Here is an 18,363-nt window from a genome sequence, read left to right on the forward strand (position 1 = left end):
CTGGGCCGCAGTGAACTGCGCATCTGCGGCCTCAATCAGGTACTTCCGCTGCTGTCGAGCAATAACAGTCGCCGCAAGTCAATTCCGGCGCAAAAGCGTATTCGGTGCCACACCAAACGCCTTTCGAAACGCATGGCTGAAATGGGAAAAGTCAGAAAAGCCGAAGTCCAGCGCCGCCTGGGACACACTGCGCACCTGGCCGCGCTCAATCGCTTCACGGCTGGCATTCAGGCGCTCTTTCCAAATCTCCGCAACGGGGGTCTTCTGGTAGCGGGCGAACGCCCGCGTAACGGTTCGAGTGGATACATTGTGCGCCTGGGCGATGACCTCAATCGACAGGTCCGGCTCGGTCAAATGCCGTTGGATGTACTTCATGATGCGGCCGTACAGGTCCAGTTCCTGATGGGTTGTATTCAGGTCCTGGAGCTCCAGGCTGATCACCAGCAGGTCGAGCAATGCCGCTGAGTAACGCTTGGCGATGTGCTCATCCTGCAATGACGCCGGCGTGCACGCGGCCTGACGCAGCATTTCACGCAAGGGAATGACGCCAGGGCGCCGGTCATCGAGGACCATCGCGGTGTATTCCGCTACACGCGGTAGCCGCTCGGTGAGCAAGGCTCGCGGAATACGCACCAAGTGGTTTTCGGTACCACCGAAGCTGAATCGAAACGCCTGAGTTGCGTCATAAAGAAACAAATTGCCCGCGGCCAGGTTGGCTTTTCTTGTGCCTTGTTCAATTTGTCCATGGCCATTTCGGGCGAAACCCAACCACAAATCTTCGGCCGGACCGCTGCGCAGGTGCCGCTCGGAACGCTCCCAATAATGCAGTGGCGAGGACAGCGAACAGAGGTCCAGATCGCCGACGGTATTAACCGCGAGCGCGCCGTCGAAACTGCTCTGGGACAAGGGTTTGCTATCGGCCGCCAGGCAATGGCGACAGACCACTTCTTTCCAGTAATCAAAGCGACGTGGTGCAGGAACGGCAAGGGTCGAATACTGAGTGCTTGGGTTCATGACACTGACCTCGGTACAGCGATGTAGTAACAGCGCGAGAAGATGTAACTGGCCTGTCACTGTCAGCAATTAATAGGCCAAGCGCATTCTCGTCGGACCCAGGCTCCCAGCCTGGTTATTCGCGAGCCGGGGTGGCAATTGGCGCCCTCGACATGCCCATTTATAGGCAGCCGTGCACCAACGCCGATCATCGGCGGGCCGGCAGTTCCAGCATGTCTTTTACAACCAAACGGTTGTCTCGACGAACCAAGCGCCCCCTCGCCGTCCAGCCTAATTTCCACCTCACAGCAGCTCATACCCCGCTGATGAGGCACGTCATGCATCGACAGTGTTCACAACGATTGGCTGATTGCTCCTGGCTTCTGCAGAGGCGCGACCTTGTGCCTGAAGAGTCGGCTTATTGGTTGATTGAATGGGGAGCCATGAGGCTGCAGCACCGACGACAGATCGCCAAGCGCGACCCACCGCCAGCGCGCTGACGCCCACCCGCAGGCCTGAACGAAAATAACGAGGAGCCCAAGATGGAATCTGCAATCGACACACATCTCAAATGCCCACGCACCCTGTCTCGCCGCGTGCCCGAAGAGTACCAACCGCCCTTTCCGATGTGGGTTGCTCGCGCCAGCGAGCAGTTGCAACAAGTGGTGATGGCTTACCTTGGTGTGCAATACCGTGGCGAGGCACAGCGCGACGCCGCGCTTCAGGTCATGCGTCACATCGTCGGCAGTTTCAGCCTGGCCGATGGCCCGCAGACCCATGATTTGACCCATCACACCGACAGCAGCGGCTTTGATAATTTGATTGTGGTCGGGTACTGGAAAGACCCTGCTGCCCACTGTCGCTGGTTGCGCTCCTCCCAGGTGAATGACTGGTGGAGTTCACCGGATCGACTCTGCGAAGGCCTTGGCTATTTCCGCGAAATCACCGCACCGCGCGCCGAGCAGTTCGAGACGTTGTACGCCTTCCAGGACAACCTGCCCGGTGTCGGCGCGGTCATGGATGCGACCAGTGACGAGATCGAAGAGCACGGTTATTGGGGATCGATGCGCGACCGTTTTCCGATCTCCCAGACCGACTGGATGAAGCCTGCGAGCGAGCTGCAAGTGATCGCGGGTGACCCTGCCCAGGGCGGACGGGTCGTGGTCCTGGGGCATGACAACCTCACGCTGATCCGTTCAGGCCAGGACTGGGCGGATGCCGAGGCGGATGAACGCTCGCTGTACCTCGACGAAATTTTGCCGACCTTGCAGGACGGCATGGACTTCCTGCGCGATAACGGCCAACCGTTGGGCTGCTACAGCAACCGGTTCGTGCGCAACATCGACCTGGACGGCAACTTTCTCGACGTGAGCTACAACATCGGTCACTGGCGCTCGGTGGAGAAACTCGAACGCTGGGCCGAATCCCACCCTACCCACTTACGCATTTTCGTGACGTTCTTCCGCGTGGCCGCGGGTCTGAAAAAGTTGCGGCTGTACCACGAAGTGTCGGTATCGGACGCCAAGAGCCAGATCTTCGAATACATCAACTGCCATCCGCACACCGGAATGCTGCGCGATGCCGTTGCCGCACCAGCCTGACACTCAACGCCGACAAATGCAGCCTGGATGAGGAGGCTCCTTGTCCCCGCCTGCACGTGAATTCACGCCATCATTTTTTGGGTCCCTCATCTCTAGCGCATGGGGTAGGGGCCACTTTTTGCCAGGAATTTGATCATGAAATTGAGTCGAATTGTTCTTGTGCTGGGTATGTTGCCGTTTGTTAAAAGCCAGGCCCTTGAAGTCGCGCCGGGGGATTTCGAGCCGCTGCCCGCCGGGGCCAATGCCGTGCTGTTTTACTACCAACACGCGGATCGGTCTGAGCTTTATCAGAACGGCCATCGAGCCTCCGACAACGCCAAGCTCCGCTCCGACGTGGGCATCCTGCGTTATATCCATGCCATAGGCCTTTCGGAAAACCTTTCATGGGAACCGCAGATACTGCTGCCGTTCGGCTACATGAACGCCTCGGGCGACGCCGGGGCGCTGGGCGACACCCATGGCGTGGGAGACCCGATTCTCACCGCGCCTCTCAAGTGGACGCTACCCACTGCGAACAAAGATGTGTTTTCCCTGGCCCCGTATCTGTACATCCCCATCGGCAGCTACAACAAAAATGATGCCTTGAACCTGGGCGAGAACCGCTGGCGGGCGACGTTGCAAGCGGCCTACATCCATCACTTCTCAGCGCAATGGGCGTTGGACACCGTCGCGGACGTGTCCTGGGTGTCGACCAATAATGACTACGGCGCTACCAGCGCGAAACTCGAAGAAAACACGCGGTACGAGTATCAGGCCGCCGTGCGCTACAACTGGACGCCAAGCACTACGTTCGCGCTCGGCGGGGGGTACGTCACCGGGGCCGCGACGACCGTGGACGGTGTTGACCAGCACGACGGCGTCTCGACGTCCTACGCACGTTTCACTGTCACTCACTTTGTCGATCCAACGCTGCAGATCCAGGCACAGCTCGGCAGGGACATAGAGGTGGAACAAGGCTTCAAGGAAGGCGCGCGACTGAATCTGCGCGTCTTGAAAGTGTTCTGAATCTCGATGTCCTGTTCAACCAAGTGAGTGTCCTGCTCAACCATGCGCAGACGGCGATAGATGCTTAATTTGGGTCCCATTGCCACCGGATTGAATTGATAAAAGACAGGAAAATCATGGCCATTATTCGTCCTACGCTTGATCAGCTTTTAGCCATCGCGCGTCAGTTGAACATGCAACTGACGCACGAGCAGGCCGCGTCCTACCTGGATCTGATGCAACCGAGTTTCGATGCATACGATTTGGTCGACGAGTTGTGTGATTTCGTCCCACCCGTTAGCTACGACCGCAGTTCAGGCTATCGCCCCTCGGCCAAGGAAAACCCGCTGAACGCCTGGTACTACCGGACTGAAGTGAATGGTGCCCGTGAGGGCCTGCTGGCCGGCAAAACCGTCGCGCTCAAAGACAACATCTCCTTGGCCGGCGTGCCCATGATGAACGGAGCCGCACCGCTGGAAGGCTTTGTACCGGAGTTCGATGCCACCGTGGTCACGCGTTTGCTCGATGCCGGCGCGACCATCCTCGGCAAAGCCACCTGCGAGCACTACTGCCTGTCGGGGGGCAGCCATACGTCTGATCCAGCGCCGGTGCACAACCCTCATCGTCATGGTTATGCCGCTGGCGGCTCTTCATCGGGCAGTGCGGCATTGGTCGCCGCCGGTGAGGTGGACATCGCCGTCGGCGGTGATCAAGGCGGGTCCATACGCATTCCGTCGGCCTTCTGCGGGACCTACGGCATGAAGCCGACTCATGGTCTGGTGCCCTATACCGGCATCATGGCGATTGAAGCCACGATCGATCATGTCGGGCCCATCACCGCCAACGTGCGCGACAACGCATTGATGCTGCAGGCCATGGCCGGATCTGACGGACTCGACCCACGCCAGGCAGCGCCCCAGGTCGATGACTATTGCAGCTACCTGGCGCGGGGCGTCAACGGGCTCAGAATCGGCGTAGTGCAAGAAGGGTTTGCGCTGGCCAACCAGGATCTCCGCGTGGCGGACAAGGTGCGCGAAGCCATCGTCCGTCTCGAGGCGTTGGGTGCGCATGTGGAGCCGGTGTCAGTTCCCGAACATGACCTGGCGGGGTCATTGTGGCACCCCATCGGTTGCGAAGGTTTGACCATGCAGATGATGCATGGCAATGGCGCGGGGTTTAACTGGAAAGGCCTTTACGACGTCGGCCTGCTGGACAAACAAGCCGGCTGGCGCGAGCAGGCTGACCAATTATCCGCGTCGCTCAAGCTCTGTATGTTCGTTGGCCAATACGGCCTGACGCACTACAACGGGCGTTATTACGCCAAGGCACAAAACCTCGCCCGTTTTGCCCGGCAAGGCTATGACAAGGCGCTGCAGACCTATGACCTGCTGGTGATGCCGACCACGCCCATCACGGCCCAACCCCATCCGGCAGCGGATTGCTCGATCACTGAATACGTGGCGCGCGCGCTGGAAATGATCGGCAACACCGCACCACAGGACATCACCGGGCATCCCGCCATGTCGATTCCGTGCGGCTTGGTGGACGGCCTGCCTGTTGGGCTAATGCTGGTCGCCAAGCACTATGCCGAAGGCACGATCTACCAGGCCGCAGCAGCGTTTGAAGCCTCGGTGGACTGGCGCGCGCTCTGAGCCTTCACAGGCGCTTCGACCGCCTGAAGAACAATAAGAAAGATTGGCACGTTTCAATAACTCCACAACCGCGTGACTGATAGGAGATACCCAATGAGTACATCTATTCCCACCACTGCGACGACTTCAACCCCCGGTGAGCGCGCATGGGCATTGTTTCAAGTTCTCAAGAGCAAGGAGCTCATCCCGGAGGGCTACGTCGAGCAGTTGACTCAATTGATGGAGCACGGCTGGAGCCCGGAGAACGGTGCCCGCGTGGTCGCCAAGGCGTGGGTCGATCCGCAGTTCCGGGCACTGTTACTCAAGGATGGAACAGCCGCGTGTGCCCAGTTCGGCTATACCGGCCCGCAGGGTGAATACATTGTCGCGCTGGAAGATACGCCAGAGGTGAAGAACGTCATTGTCTGCAGCCTTTGCTCCTGCACCAACTGGCCCGTCCTCGGCCTGCCACCTGAGTGGTACAAGGGCTTTGAATTTCGTGCGCGCCTGGTCCGGGAGGGCCGAACCGTCCTACGCGAACTGGGGACGGAGTTGCCAAGCGACGTGGTGGTCAAGGTCTGGGATACCAGCGCCGAAAGCCGCTACCTGGTGTTGCCGGTAAGACCTGAAGGCTCCGAGCACATGAGTGAAGAGCAGCTTCAGAAACTGGTGACCAAAGACGTGCTGATTGGCGTCGCCCTGCCCCGCGTTGGCTGAGAAACACAACCCATCATCAATTCCCGGAGTATCTATTATGGATGGCTTTCACGATCTCGGCGGTTTCCAAGGCTTTGGCAAAGTCCCTCACACCATCAATAGCCTGAGCTACAAACAGGTGTTCAAGCAGGACTGGGAACACCTGGCCTACAGCTTGATGTTTATCGGTGCCGATCACTTGAAGAAGTTCAGCGTGGACGAAGTGCGCCACGCTGTCGAACGCCTGGATGTTCGTCAACACGTCGGCACGCAGTACTACGAGCGTTACGTCATTGCGACCGCCACCCTGTTGGTCGAAACAGGTGTGATTACCCAGGCGGAGCTCGATCAGGCCTTGGGTTCGCACTTCAAGCTGGCGAACCCCGCGCATTCCAACGGACGCTCGGCGATCACCGGCCGCGCCCCCTTTGAAGTGGGCGACCGGGTTGTGGTGCGAGACGAGTATGTGGCCGGGCATATCCGCATGCCTGCCTACGTGCGCGGCAAGGAAGGCGTGGTCGTGCATCGCACATCGGAAAAGTGGCCGTTCCCGGACGCGATTGGCCATGGCGATACGAGCGCGGCGCATCAGCCGACCTACCACGTCGAGTTTTCCGTGAAAGAGCTGTGGGGAGACGCGGCAGATGATGGCTTCGTGGTGGTCGACCTGTTCGAAAGCTACCTGGATAGGGTGACCCCATGATTGACGGCGCCCAGGCGGGCCGACTGCCGGTGACGGTGCTTTCCGGCTTCCTCGGCGCCGGCAAGACCACTCTGCTCAACCATATCCTGCGCAATCGCGAAGGCCTGCGCGTGGCGGTCATCGTCAATGACATGAGCGAGGTCAACATCGATGCCGAAGAGGTGCAGCGCGACGTATCGCTGCACCGTGGTCGCGATGAGTTGATCGAGATGAGCAATGGCTGTATCTGCTGCACACTGCGCGCCGACCTGCTGGAGCAGATCAGCATCCTGGCCCGCCAACAGCGTTTCGATTACCTGCTCATAGAATCCACGGGCATCTCTGAGCCGATGCCGGTCGCGGAGACATTCGCGTTCCTTGACGCCGAGGGCTTCAGCCTCAGCGAACTGGCACGGCTCGATACCTTGGTGACGGTGGTCGATGGCAGTCGTTTTCAGGCGTTGCTCGAATCGCCGGACACCGTCGCCCGAGATGACGCACAGGCGGACACGCCCAAGCGCCCTCTGGCAGACCTTCTGATCGAACAGGTGGAGTACGCCAACGTCATTCTCGTCAACAAACTGGACCTGCTCGATGAGCCTGGTTACCAGAACGTGCATGCGATCCTCGCAGGCCTTAACCCCACCGCACGGATCGTGCCGATTGCTCACGGCAACGTTGAGTTATCTGGCATCCTCGGTACCCACCTGTTTGATTTACCCAGCCTTGCAGCCTCGCCGGGTTGGATGAGGAAGATGGAGGCTAGCGACGCGACGGCCTCTGAGTCGGACACCTATGGGGTGACGTCCTGGGTGTACCGCGAGCGTGCGCCGTTTCACCCGCAGCGACTATTCGACTTTCTCCAGCGGCCCTGGAGCAACGGGCGCCTGTTGCGCAGCAAAGGTTACTTCTGGCTCGCCAGCCGACACCTGGAAACCGGCCTGCTGGCACAAAGTGGCAAGCAGTTCCAATGGGACTATGTCGGGCGCTGGTGGAATTTCATCGAGCAGTCGCAATGGCCGCAGGATGAATACAGGTTGCATAGCATCATGGCCAAGTGGGACAGCATTGTCGGCGACTGTCGGCAGGAGTTGGTCTTCATCGGCCAGGACCTCGATACCCACGCATTACAGCGCGAGCTCGACAACTGCCTGCTAAGTGCTCAGGAAATCGCCGCAGGCCCGCAGGCCTGGCAAGCCTTGCCGGGAGCGACAGCCTTTGACAACAGGGCCTTGTCGGCACGCCCGACGCCCCTTCTTGCAGGCTGATCCCATTTGACCGAGGTAGAGGTGTTCCATGTTCGCCACCCGCTGGGTATTGGTGCCGCTCGCCGACAGGCCGGAACAACCTGATCAGGCGCCCGCCCCGACCGACCGCCGCCGCATCCGCGCCTACTGGGTTCAAGCGTCGGGACGCTCCGCCATACAACCGCTCGACGCTTCCCGCTGCCAGGCCCGGTGCATGAGATCGATGACTTCTTCGTCCGAAGTCTGGGCAAAACTCAAATACCAGTAACCGATCGACATCATCCACTCGGGAATGAGCGGGCAAATCACTTCATTCACTTCGCAGCGCAAAGCCTCGACCGTTTCCAGCGGAGCAACCGGCACCGCGACAACGATGCGCGCCGGGGACTGCGCGCGTACCGCATGGACCGCAGCCATCACGGAGGAACCGGTTGCCAGGCCGTCGTCGACCAGGATCACGACCTGGTCCTTGAGCTGCAACGGCGGGCGGTTTCCTCGATACACCTGTTCACGCCGGGATAATTCCTGCGTTTCCCGGGCGACCACGGCCTCGAAACTGGCGCGATCGATCGGATGCACCCGCAACGCGTCGTCATTGAGGATTTGTATGCCACCGCTGGCAATGGCGCCCATGGCAAACTCCGGGTGCGACGGGATGCCGAGCTTGCGTACCAACATCAGGTCCAGGCGAACCTTCAGGGCGGTAGCGACTTCATAAGCCACCGGGACGCCACCACGGGGCAAGGCGAGGACGATGACGTCAGGTCTGTTGGCGTACTTGAGCAAGGGTTCCACCAGTCGCCGCCCGGCCTCGGTGCGGTTCGGCAAAGTGGTTTGCAATGAGGGGCTCTGAATCATGGGAACCTCCTGAGGCAATGATGCTGTCGCTTCGTTATGGACGATCCTGGCCGCGCTAGATGGCTAGAACGCTACAAGGCACCTGGTAGAGGGTATGTTCGGTCGTGCTGCCCAAAAGCTTTTCCAGGCCATGGGACTGGACCCTGCCCATCACAATCACATCCATATGCTGCTCATCGGCGAACGCACTCAGCACCGCCACAGGGTGCCCTTCAATGAAATGACGTCGGTCAGCGGCCACGCCATATCGGTCAGCCAGGTCGAAAAAGGATGTTGCATGTTCTTTGCGCAACTGCGCGCCCAGGTCCGAGAGCGTTAGACCGCCGCCGCCCATATCGCCCATGTACACCATCGAGATGTCGCAGGCGTACAGCAGGTGCAACTCGGCATCACATTGGATGGCGAGCCCGCATGCCTGCTGGATGATCCGCTCATTGAGCTCGTTGTCCTGCGCCAGGGTATTGGACGCATCGACCGCCGCCACGACCTTGCGCGGCAGGGGCAGGTCACCTTCACTTTCACTCAGCAGGTACACCGGTACCGGGCAGTGACGCAGCAAGCGCCAGTCCAGCGGGGTGAGAAAAGCCCGCTTTACCGCTGATTCGTGCTGCACCTGCTTGATCAGCAGGTCAGGCTGCATTTCGGCGACGTGATCGAGGATGTCTTGTTGCATGTCATCGGCCCAGGTCACCTCCGCGGTCACCTCGATGCCTCTTTCGCGCAGGTGATTCGCCTGGCTTTTGAGCCAATCGCGATGGTCTTGCAGGTAGCCTTCGCGCGCCTGTTCCCGGTCACCCTCTTCAAGCAGTGACAACAGTTTCCAGGACGGGATCAAGGCCGCGATGTGCAAGCTCGCACCGCTGGCCTTGGCCAGGGCCGCAGCGTGTTCCAGGGCTTGGGACTGGCGCAGGGCCGGGTTGATGATCAGCAATAACCGTTGATACTGGCTCATGATCGGACTCCATGGAACTTGCACGTTTGTCACTGCCTGCCACGGCGGGCCACTGTCGTGTTTGCCGCTGCAACGGGCACCTTCGTTGTAGGTTCACCATCCTCCGTCAGGGCAACCGTGGCGTTGATATATATCAAGTACTTTTGTCGGCAGGGCCTCAACGACGCATGCGCGTCGGGACGGGCTGGTGGTTCGCCCCCGCCAATGACCGGCCTTTGTTTGGACCGAGATTGATCAATGTCAATCTCGTCAATGACAACCGGATTACCTTGGTTGGAAACCCACGCACAACTGTGCAGAGCCTGGGTACCTAACCCATGGTTTACGGACAGGAGAAAGGCGATGACGATCCTATTGGCAAGTCAGCGGGTGCGCCTGTATGACAGCAGCGAGCTGGATGACGTGCTGCAGGCAATGGCGCGCAAGGCCGCGACCCTCCTGCCCCCGACTCACGCGGCACTGATTGGTATCCAGCGCCGGGGCGAACCGCTGGCGCAACGGTTGCGCGAGTACATTGCCCATCTGACCGGCCAGCCGCAATTGCCTCTTTACCCTCTCCGGGTCAAGCGCTACGCCGACGACCTGCAAGTGCTGCATACCTACACCCAATTGACCGAAAACCCGGCCCTGGGCGGTCTCGACCTGGCCAATACCACTTTGCTGGTGGTCGACGATGTACTCTTCGAAGGCCATTCGCTCTTGCGCACTTGCGCGTACCTGGCGCAACTGGGAGCTCGTCGTGTCCATACCGCCGTGCTGGTGGACCGGCATGTCTGCCAGCAACCGATTCGGGCCGACATTGTTGGCATACATTTGCAGGTCGCTGCCGATGACATCGTCGAATGCCATGTGCCGCCCTTCGAAGAGGAATATTGCATTGAGGTGGTGCGCCATGGCGCCGCCCGTTGAGGATGCGCTCGATCAAGGCCGGCGGGCCAGGCAGGCTCGCAATGGCAAAAATGCACAGGGATACGTGCCACTGAAATGAGGCGCCTTGCCGGCAGCCTCAGAGGAGTCTTGCATGCTCACCCTGCCCCCGCTTCTTTTTGCCCTGCAAGGCAGCGAGCATTATGCCGCTCGCGTGGCTCAACGGCTTGGCTGCCCGTTGGCACGCCATGAGGAACGTGACTATGAAGACGGCGAACACAAATGCCGCCCGTTGGATCCGGTAAACGGGCGCGAGGTCGTAGTCTTCCATTCCTTGTATGGCGATGGCCGGCAGAGCGCCAACGATAAGCTGTGTCGCCTGCTGTTTTTTTGCGGCGCCCTCAAGGATGCCGGCGCGCGCCAGGTGCAGGTGGTTTGCCCTTACCTCTGCTACGGGCGCAAGGACCGCCGCAGCCAGCCTCAAGACCCGACCATCACGCGCTACGTGGCGTCGTTTTTCGAAGCCAGTGGCGTGGATCGCCTGCTGACCCTGGACGTGCACAATCCAGCTGCGTTCGATAACGCATTTCGCCTGCCTGCATGGAATCTGCAGTGTGCGGAACTGTTCGCCGAGCATTTCGCCACGCGGGTGGGCGACGCCGCCGTGGTGACGGTGTCTCCAGACTCCGGGGGTACCAAGCGCGCCGAACACTTTCGCCAGGCCTTGGAGCAGCAACTGGGACGTACAGTCGGCAGCGCCTTGATGGAAAAGCACCGTGCCCATACCACCCTCACGGGCACCCTGCTGATCGGCGATGTTGCCGGCAAGACCGCCATTGTTTTCGATGACCTGATCAGCACGGGGGACACGCTCAAACGTGCTGGCCTGGCTTGTCAGAAGGCCGGTGCCACACGTTTGTTCGCCGCCGCCACCCATGGTTTGTTTACCACTGGCCCTCAACTGTTCGAGCCACCGATCTTCGAACACATCGCGATTACAGACACCGTTGCGCCGTTTCGCCTGTCGCCCGACTGCGTCGCACAGCACTTGCAGGTGCTCGACAGCACCGGTCTGATCGCTACGTTCCTGGCGGAAAATGGTGCATTTGCAGGAAACGGCATGCCCAGCCTGTCGCTGCATCGATGACAACATGCAGAACAGGAATGATTCCATTCTGTACGAGAAGGCGAACAAGTGGTGCTGCTGGCGATTTCGGTTGAACGCCTCCCTCAAACCAACGAACATTTTTCAGAGCCTACGAGCAAGATCGATGAAACTATCCGCCTGCCAATCCCAATCCTGGGCTTGGGCTGCATCGGGGGCAGGTGCTCCACCGTACTCCATGGGCCGGTCGATATAGGCCGTCATCAGGCCGCAATCCCTGGCGGCAGCAAGATCGCTGTGATGACAGGCCACCAGGCAGAGTTCAGCGGGTTTGATGTCCAGTGCCCTGGCCGTGGACAGGTAGGCGGCAGGATTCGGTTTGTAGGTTTGCGCGAATTCCGCCCCCAGCAGCGCGTCCCACTGCAAACCGTTGTAGCGGTTCATGGCGATCATCAAGGCCACATTGGCATTGGACAAGGTCACCACAGCAAAGCGTCGGCGCAGCAAGGCCAGGCCCTCGGCCACGTCAGGCCAAGGGTCCAGGCGACGCCAGCCATGGGCAAGCGTGTGCAATGCCTCGGGGGCAAGCTGGTCGACTTCCAGGCCGTAATTCGTCAACAACTGAACCAGCGTCTCGTAGTGCAATGTGTCCAGCACGACGAAGCCTCCATGCCCCTTGATGCACTCGCGCAGCGCTGGCGCATACAATCGGCGCCATTGCATTGCAAATTCTGCGGGGCTGACAGCGGGCAAGTAGGTCGACACGAATGGACTCGCCTCACGTGCGATGCCTGAATGCCAGTCAACTACGGTACCGAACACATCGAATGCCAACGCTCGTGGAAGCGTCATCGCAAGACTCCTCTGCTATTTAGGTCCAGCCTGGCACACCGGCCGCCGAGGCTCTGGAACGCGGGAACCCAATGAGCTTAGCCTTATCCTTTTCAAGCGCCATCGATACTGCGCCGCTCCTATAGCTTGTGACTGCCCAACACCCGATACCGTTGCGGCGCTACTTTGCGCAGTCGCGCCGCGAGGAACACGCCAGCCAGCAGGGCTGCGGGAATGATGGCGCAGAGGCCGTACGACAAGGCCTTGCTCGCGCCCGTCAGCACATCGAAATGCACCACCGCGATAAACAAGACCGCCAGTAGCGCAATGCAAGAGAACCCCGGGAAAATCCGTCCACGCCAGATTCCCAGCTTGAGCTCGGGGTGGCGCTGGGCAAAGACCCAGACCGCGGCGGACGTGAGCGCCATCAGCAAAATCACGCAAAGCGTCGCCAGGTTGGACAGCCAGGCGAACAGCTGCAGGATCGGATCGGCATCCATCGCGGCGAAAATCAGCACGACCACGGCGGAGATCAAGCTCTGCAACGCCGAGCCCATGTGCGGGCTCTGATGGACGCGATGGGTGGTCCCCAACCGGCTGGGTAGCAAGCCGTCACGCCCGATGGCGTAGAAGTAACGGGCCGCGGCATTGTGGAACGCCAGCAGCCCGGCGTAGATGCTGACCATGAACAGCACGCGGATGACCTGAGTCAGGTGCGGGCCGACAAAGTGATCGGACATGCCATAGATAAACGTCGTCGGGTCCTGCAAGGCCTGAAGCGTGGAGACGATTTTGTCCGCCCCGACGCCAATCACCATCGACCAGACCGACAGCGCGTAGAACCCACCGATCAGCAAGACCGAACAGTAGGTGGCAATCGGGATCGTACGTTGCGGGTTCTTGGCCTCTTCGCCGTAGATGGTGGTGGCCTCGAAGCCGATAAACGCGGCGAAACAGAACAGCAGGCCGATCGACGGAGTGCCGCTGAACACGTGGCGGCCCGCAAACGCGTCGAGATTGATGCCACTGTCGCCGCCGGTCCTGAGAATGGCGAAGTCCAGGAGCAGGATCGCCAGATATTCGGCGATCACAATGACCGACAACACCCGCGCCGACAGATCGATCTTGCGATAGCCGAGAATCGCAATGCTGGCCATCGCCATCAGCGAATACGACCACCAAGGCAACACCAGGCCGAACACGCTTTCCATCGTGCCGCTGACCACCCCACCGAACATGCCATACAGGCCGACCTGGAGGATGTTGTAGGCAAACATCGCCAGCACCCCCGCCGCCCCACCGGCCAGGCCACCCAGGCCGCGCGAGGTGAACGCATAGAAACCGCCAGCGTTGGTGACGTGCCGGGACATGGTCGTGTAGCCCACCGAGAACGCCAGTAACACCAGCAGAGCCAGGATCAGCAACGCCGGCGTGCCGGCACCGTTGCCCAGCATGATGCCAATGGGAAAGCCGCCGGCGATGACACTCAAGGGGCTCGCCGCCGAAACCACGAAGAAGATGATGAAGCCGACACCCAGGGCCCCACGCTTGAGCTCCGTGGAGCTGTTGACCGGGAGAGGTACACTCATGTTTTCTTGACCTTATTGTATGAGGCAGGCGCTGTAGGATCGATGCAGTCAACCACTCACCGTCACCGAATAGCGTTATTGTTCTTGTCGCACGCTGGATTCGATCCTATGCCTCTCCCTGAACACCCCACTATCCCAAATCGGTAACCAGAGGCCTCTTCTCAAAAAAACAGATGACCGTTATCCATCCACCAGTATTCAGGCAGGCGCGCGGTCGTTGATGGCCGCACGGGCCGTATGGGAAGGCAACTCGGCGAACAGTTCCTGGTATTGCGCTGCAAAATGGCTGAGGTGATAGAAACCCCATTGGGCGGCGGCATCGCCGATCGAGAGATGCGACGCCCGGGTGGACATCAAGGTCCGGCGTACACCGTTGAGCCGCACGGAGCGCAGGTAATTGAGCGGGGTCGTCTCGGCAACCGAGCGGAAGCTGTTCTGCACGGTACGTCGACTCACCTGGAGTCGCTGGCACAACTCGTCGACGCTGGGCACGTTGTTCAGCTCTGCGGTCGCCAGGCGATGGCATTTCTCGACAATGAAGCTGCGCGTGGAGCTTGGCGAACGCTGCTGCTTGTCACAGGCCGGGTCGGTCATGAGTTGCAGCAGCTCGTCGAGCATGGCCTGTTCCAGTTCCAGCTCCCGATCTTGCGCATTGTCGAGTTCTTCGTTCGAGAGCGCCTGGGAGAATGCCGCCAGCATCCGACGTCGAGCGTCAGCGTAGCGTTGCGCGGGGAGCCTGATTACGGGTTGGCGGAGTAACTGGCTGATTTCCTTGGCCGATGCGGTTTGCGCCAACGCCTGCTCGAACAACTCACGTTCGAAGGTGATCGCCAGCAGCTCCATGCCCATCGGCATGTGGAACATGAACTCTTCGCCGCCATGAAGAAAGAACAGGCTGCTCTCGTCCACCTCCCGACCCTGCATCCGAATAGAACCCGGGACGGTGATGGGCACGGCAAAGCACATCTTGCCTCGGGGGGCCACGCCATGCTGCACCACGCGTTGGTTGATCTGCTCGCGGAATACGTGGCAACGCCCTGTCGACAACTGGATGAGCGAACTCTCGGCCGTACCAGCGGTTAACTGGTTGTAGTCCTGGTTCCACTCCTGGACGGTGGCGGCGTGGACATGGATGTCACGAAAATGGCTGATGTTCTGATTTTTCATGATGACGAAAGCCTCGGCCAATATTCTTGTTCTTAGAATGCCTCGTTGCGCGATATTCTCACAATAAGAGAATTATGCAAATTCTCTTTAAATCATGTCAGTGCGCTGGTGCTGACGCTCTAGACGGCCCGCCCAATGTGCCGATTCGGGCTACCGGCCAGGCACGGGCCACGAGGATGATCGGGACACTGAAACCGACATCCTGAGAGACCGTCATGAGTGAAGCCAAACTAGAATCCCTCCATTTCGCCGATGCCCCGCAAATTACCACCGCCATTCCCGGCCCAAGGACCACCGAGGCCCTGGCGCTGTCGGCGCGTACCGAGTCGATGGCTCGCGGCGGCGCACGCATGCCTGTGGCCATGGACCGGGCCTTCGGCGCGACCTTCAAGGACGCCGATGGCAACACCTACATCGACCTGTCCGCTGGCGTGGGCGTCAGCAGCGTAGGCCGTTGCCATCCGAAGGTGGTGCAGGCCATTCGCGAACAGTCCGAAGTGCTGATGCATGCCTTGGAAGTCAACAGCACCCGGCGCACCGAACTGGCCGCCAAGCTCTCCGAGATCGCGCCCGACGGCTTGCGCGGTGACTGCATCACCTTCTTCACGCAAAGCGGCAGCGATGCGCTGGAAGCGGCGATCAAGTTCGCCAAACGCGTCACCGGGCGGCACCAGATCATCGCCTTCCACGGCGGCTACCACGGCGTGTGGAACGCCTCCGGTGCGCTGACCACAGGCACGGCCTACCGCAAGGGCTACGGCGCCCAGATGGGCGGGGTCATTCATGCGCCCTACCCTTATGCCTATCGTTTCCCCTTCGACACCACGCACAAAAGCGCCGAGCAGATTGCCGGCGACTACGTGGATTACCTGCTGAATACCCCCTACACCGCCGCCGATGACGTGGCCGCCGTGATCGTGGAACCGGTGCAGGGCGAAGGCGGTTACGTGCCACCCTCACCCGAGTTCCTGCAACTGTTGCGCAAGGCCTGCGATCGCAGCGGCGCGCTGCTGATCGTCGATGAAGTGCAGTCCGGCGCGGGACGTACCGGCAAGATGTGGGCGGTCGAGCACTCGGGCGTGAAGCCCGACATGCTCACCTTCGGCAAGGGCATCGGCAGCGACTTGCCGATGGCGGGCCTGATCATGCGTTCGGACCTGGCAGCCGCGATTCCTGACGGATCGATGCCCAACACCTTCGCCGCCAACTCGTTGTCCGCGGCCGTGGCGCTGACCAACATCAGCATCCTCCAGGACCCGGAGCTCGATCTGCTCAACCGCGCTCACACGCTGGGGCTCGAAGCGCAGGAACGTATCCGTGGCTTCGGCAGCCCGTTGGTCGGTGAAGTCCGCGGTCGCGGCCTGATGATCGGGATCGAGCTGGTCGAGGACCCGGTCACCAAGGCGCCACTGGCACCGGAAAAGATCGGCCAACTCATGGGTTACCTGCTGAGCCACGGCGTGCTGATGATTCCCTGCGGGCGCTACAGCAACGTGATGCGTGTCATGCCTTCGTTGACGATCTCGCGCGCGCTGTTCTTCAAGGCATTGGACATCTTTGGCGACGCCCTGGCCTCCCTCAAGGGATGAGGTGTGTATACCCCGACTACTCCACATCAATCAGGGACTGCAAAATGACTCAACACTTGAACCACTTCATCGAAGGCGCGTCCTTCGAGGCCTCCGACGGGCGTCGCATCACACTCGTCGACCCCGTGACAGAACAGATCTACGGCAGCTCCGCGCGCGGCACCGCCGAGGACGTGGACCGTGCCGTAGCGGCGGCACTCAGCCAACTTGAAGGTGGCGCCTGGAGCCAGCTCGACGGCGCCCAGCGTGCACGACTGTTGTCGAAGCTGGCGGACCTGGTGGAGCGCGACACCGACGTGCTGGCTGACTTGGACGCCAATGCCATCGGGCGCTCACCGATCGAGCCGCGCCGGCTGGACGTACCCAATGCCATCGCCAACCTGCGCGCCGCCGCCGGCTGGGCCAACCAGCTGGAGGGCCGCACCATTCCCACCGGCGGCTACTTCGGCACCAAGGCCCTCTCGTACACGATCCGCGAGCCGGTGGGCGTGGTTGGCGCGATCGTTCCCTGGAACTCGCCGCTGATGATCACAGTCTGGAAGCTCGCCGCTTTGCTGGCGGCCGGCTGCACCGTGGTCATCAAGCCTTCGGAAGAGACGCCACAGTCGGCCCTGCACCTGGCGGCGCTGGCTCAGGAAGCGGGCTTCCCCGACGGCGTGATCAACGTGGTCACCGGCTACGGCAACGAGGTGGGGCGCGCCTTGTGCGAGCACCCACACGTCGCCAAGATCAGCTTCACCGGCAGCCCCGAGGCCGGACGCGAAATCCAACGCACCGCTGGTGTACTTTTCAAGCACGTGGCACTGGAGCTGGGCGGCAAGAGCCCACAGATTGTCTTCGACGACGCCTCGTTCGAGGACGCGCTGTTCGGCTGCTCGCTCGGCCTGTTCGCCAACCAGGGACAGACCTGCGCGGCTGGCTCGCGCATCCTGGTCCAACGCAACATCGCTGATCGCTTCGCCGCAGCGCTTGCCGATGCCGCGCGGGCCGTCAAGGTCGGCGACCCTCGCCAACCCGACATACAGATGGGGCCGGTGGCCAAGAAGGCGCAATTGGATCGCGTCAACCGCTACATCCAACTGGGCATCGACCAAGGAGCCACCCTGTTGGCCGGCGGCGTATCAAGCCCTGAGCGGGGCTGGTTTGTCCGCCCGACGATCTTCGCCCATGCCAGCAATGACATGGCGATCGCCCGGGACGAGATCTTCGGCCCCGTCGGCACGGTGATCACGTTCGACAGCGAGGACGAGGCGATCGCGCTGGCCAACGATTCCAACTACGGCCTGGCGGCCACGGTCTGGACGAGCGACCTGGTGCGAGCGCACCGCGTCGCCGCAGCGGTCAAGGCCGGTGCCGTGGGCATCAACTGCTGGAGCCCGCTGGACGCCAACCTGCCCTGGGGCGGCGTCAAGTCCAGCGGCGTTGGCCGTGAAGGCGGATTTAGCGGCGCGTTGGCCTATACCGAGGAGAAAGTCATTACCGTATTGCTACCCAGCTGAGAACAAAAAACCGCACTGACCGGACCACCCCTGTGTCGTAGAGGGTGGCCGTTCAAACGTGCATTTCCGATG

At 60.8% G+C, this 18,363-nt stretch carries 16 protein-coding genes; 10 read left to right on the forward strand and 6 right to left on the reverse strand.

Annotated elements, in window-relative coordinates; translation table 11 throughout:
• Window positions 1-78 precede the first annotated feature (78 nt).
• Window positions 79-1,014, reverse strand: a complete 936-nt coding sequence (locus tag Q7F16_RS03515; protein WP_046064284.1) for a helix-turn-helix domain-containing protein — start codon at window positions 1,012-1,014, stop codon at window positions 79-81.
• A 521-nt stretch (window positions 1,015-1,535) separates the two neighbouring features.
• Here Q7F16_RS03515 and oxdA point away from each other — a divergent pair.
• From oxdA to Q7F16_RS03545, 6 genes are all read left to right on the forward strand, one after another.
• Window positions 1,536-2,594: an aliphatic aldoxime dehydratase gene (oxdA, locus tag Q7F16_RS03520; protein ID WP_409556975.1), complete on the forward strand. Its 1,059-nt coding sequence runs from the start codon at window positions 1,536-1,538 to the stop codon at window positions 2,592-2,594.
• A gap of 135 nt (window positions 2,595-2,729) precedes the next feature.
• The gene (locus tag Q7F16_RS03525) at window positions 2,730-3,599 is read left to right on the forward strand and encodes a transporter (protein WP_409556976.1); all 870 of its coding nucleotides are present in this window, start codon (window positions 2,730-2,732) and stop codon (window positions 3,597-3,599) included.
• Window positions 3,600-3,715: 116 nt separating this feature from the next.
• On the forward strand, window positions 3,716-5,230 hold the full coding sequence (locus Q7F16_RS03530; RefSeq protein ID WP_046064281.1) for an amidase: 1,515 nt from the start codon (window positions 3,716-3,718) through the stop codon (window positions 5,228-5,230).
• Window positions 5,231-5,323: 93 nt separating this feature from the next.
• Window positions 5,324-5,926, forward strand: coding sequence for a nitrile hydratase subunit alpha (nthA, locus tag Q7F16_RS03535; RefSeq protein WP_046064280.1), 603 nt, complete (start codon window positions 5,324-5,326; stop codon window positions 5,924-5,926).
• A gap of 37 nt (window positions 5,927-5,963) precedes the next feature.
• Window positions 5,964-6,608: a nitrile hydratase subunit beta gene (gene nthB, locus Q7F16_RS03540; RefSeq protein ID WP_046064279.1), complete on the forward strand. Its 645-nt coding sequence runs from the start codon at window positions 5,964-5,966 to the stop codon at window positions 6,606-6,608.
• Window positions 6,605-7,855, forward strand: a complete 1,251-nt coding sequence (locus Q7F16_RS03545; protein ID WP_046064278.1) for a GTP-binding protein — start codon at window positions 6,605-6,607, stop codon at window positions 7,853-7,855. The genes nthB and Q7F16_RS03545 overlap by 4 nt, the downstream gene beginning before the upstream one ends.
• 132 nt (window positions 7,856-7,987) lie before the next feature.
• Here the strand turns inward: Q7F16_RS03545 and Q7F16_RS03550 are convergent, their stop codons facing one another.
• Both Q7F16_RS03550 and Q7F16_RS03555 read right to left on the reverse strand, forming a co-directional pair.
• Entirely contained in the window at window positions 7,988-8,692 is a 705-nt protein-coding gene (locus tag Q7F16_RS03550) for a phosphoribosyltransferase (protein ID WP_409556977.1), read from the reverse strand.
• Window positions 8,693-8,747: 55 nt separating this feature from the next.
• Window positions 8,748-9,644 (reverse strand): universal stress protein, encoded by an 897-nt coding sequence (locus tag Q7F16_RS03555; protein WP_046064276.1) that lies wholly within the window; start codon window positions 9,642-9,644, stop codon window positions 8,748-8,750.
• 342 nt (window positions 9,645-9,986) lie between these two features.
• Here Q7F16_RS03555 and Q7F16_RS03560 point away from each other — a divergent pair, with 342 nt between their 5' ends.
• Both Q7F16_RS03560 and Q7F16_RS03565 read left to right on the forward strand, forming a co-directional pair.
• Window positions 9,987-10,553 (forward strand): phosphoribosyltransferase family protein, encoded by a 567-nt coding sequence (locus tag Q7F16_RS03560; protein WP_046064275.1) that lies wholly within the window; start codon window positions 9,987-9,989, stop codon window positions 10,551-10,553.
• Between the two features lie 112 nt (window positions 10,554-10,665).
• A complete protein-coding gene (locus Q7F16_RS03565) occupies window positions 10,666-11,658 on the forward strand; it encodes a ribose-phosphate diphosphokinase (RefSeq protein WP_409556978.1) in 993 nt (330 codons plus the stop codon).
• A 102-nt stretch (window positions 11,659-11,760) separates the two neighbouring features.
• Here Q7F16_RS03565 and Q7F16_RS03570 read toward each other — a convergent pair whose 3' ends face one another.
• The 3 genes from Q7F16_RS03570 to Q7F16_RS03580 all read right to left on the reverse strand — a co-directional run bounded on the left by Q7F16_RS03570 (window position 11,761) and on the right by Q7F16_RS03580 (window position 15,203).
• On the reverse strand, window positions 11,761-12,468 hold the full coding sequence (locus Q7F16_RS03570) for a haloacid dehalogenase type II (RefSeq protein ID WP_409556979.1): 708 nt from the start codon (window positions 12,466-12,468) through the stop codon (window positions 11,761-11,763).
• 119 nt (window positions 12,469-12,587) lie between these two features.
• On the reverse strand, window positions 12,588-14,036 hold the full coding sequence (locus tag Q7F16_RS03575; RefSeq protein WP_046064272.1) for an APC family permease: 1,449 nt from the start codon (window positions 14,034-14,036) through the stop codon (window positions 12,588-12,590).
• A gap of 198 nt (window positions 14,037-14,234) precedes the next feature.
• Window positions 14,235-15,203 carry a helix-turn-helix domain-containing protein gene (locus Q7F16_RS03580; protein WP_046064340.1) on the reverse strand — a complete coding sequence of 323 codons (969 nt, stop codon included), beginning with the start codon at window positions 15,201-15,203 and terminating at the stop codon, window positions 14,235-14,237.
• A gap of 215 nt (window positions 15,204-15,418) precedes the next feature.
• Between Q7F16_RS03580 and Q7F16_RS03585 the strand changes: the two genes are divergently transcribed.
• Window positions 15,419-16,792: an aspartate aminotransferase family protein gene (locus Q7F16_RS03585; protein WP_024618791.1), complete on the forward strand. Its 1,374-nt coding sequence runs from the start codon at window positions 15,419-15,421 to the stop codon at window positions 16,790-16,792.
• Window positions 16,793-16,836: 44 nt separating this feature from the next.
• Window positions 16,837-18,291: an aldehyde dehydrogenase family protein gene (locus tag Q7F16_RS03590; protein WP_409556980.1), complete on the forward strand. Its 1,455-nt coding sequence runs from the start codon at window positions 16,837-16,839 to the stop codon at window positions 18,289-18,291.
• Window positions 18,292-18,363: the final 72 nt, after the last annotated feature.

The organism is Pseudomonas sp. Lb2C2, assembly GCF_052112205.1.
In the GTDB taxonomy this organism is placed as follows: domain Bacteria; phylum Pseudomonadota; class Gammaproteobacteria; order Pseudomonadales; family Pseudomonadaceae; genus Aquipseudomonas; species Aquipseudomonas kilonensis.

Coding starts and splice junctions, on each gene's coding strand:
- Q7F16_RS03515 (WP_046064284.1), bottom strand. CDS start 1,014: ATGAACCCAAGCACTCAGTATTCGACCCTTGCCGTTCCTGCACCACGT.
- oxdA (WP_409556975.1), top strand. CDS start 1,536: ATGGAATCTGCAATCGACACACATCTCAAATGCCCACGCACCCTGTCT.
- Q7F16_RS03525 (WP_409556976.1), top strand. CDS start 2,730: ATGAAATTGAGTCGAATTGTTCTTGTGCTGGGTATGTTGCCGTTTGTT.
- Q7F16_RS03530 (WP_046064281.1), top strand. CDS start 3,716: ATGGCCATTATTCGTCCTACGCTTGATCAGCTTTTAGCCATCGCGCGT.
- nthA (WP_046064280.1), top strand. CDS start 5,324: ATGAGTACATCTATTCCCACCACTGCGACGACTTCAACCCCCGGTGAG.
- nthB (WP_046064279.1), top strand. CDS start 5,964: ATGGATGGCTTTCACGATCTCGGCGGTTTCCAAGGCTTTGGCAAAGTC.
- Q7F16_RS03545 (WP_046064278.1), top strand. CDS start 6,605: ATGATTGACGGCGCCCAGGCGGGCCGACTGCCGGTGACGGTGCTTTCC.
- Q7F16_RS03550 (WP_409556977.1), bottom strand. CDS start 8,692: ATGATTCAGAGCCCCTCATTGCAAACCACTTTGCCGAACCGCACCGAG.
- Q7F16_RS03555 (WP_046064276.1), bottom strand. CDS start 9,644: ATGAGCCAGTATCAACGGTTATTGCTGATCATCAACCCGGCCCTGCGC.
- Q7F16_RS03560 (WP_046064275.1), top strand. CDS start 9,987: ATGACGATCCTATTGGCAAGTCAGCGGGTGCGCCTGTATGACAGCAGC.
- Q7F16_RS03565 (WP_409556978.1), top strand. CDS start 10,666: ATGCTCACCCTGCCCCCGCTTCTTTTTGCCCTGCAAGGCAGCGAGCAT.
- Q7F16_RS03570 (WP_409556979.1), bottom strand. CDS start 12,468: ATGACGCTTCCACGAGCGTTGGCATTCGATGTGTTCGGTACCGTAGTT.
- Q7F16_RS03575 (WP_046064272.1), bottom strand. CDS start 14,036: ATGAGTGTACCTCTCCCGGTCAACAGCTCCACGGAGCTCAAGCGTGGG.
- Q7F16_RS03580 (WP_046064340.1), bottom strand. CDS start 15,203: ATGAAAAATCAGAACATCAGCCATTTTCGTGACATCCATGTCCACGCC.
- Q7F16_RS03585 (WP_024618791.1), top strand. CDS start 15,419: ATGAGTGAAGCCAAACTAGAATCCCTCCATTTCGCCGATGCCCCGCAA.
- Q7F16_RS03590 (WP_409556980.1), top strand. CDS start 16,837: ATGACTCAACACTTGAACCACTTCATCGAAGGCGCGTCCTTCGAGGCC.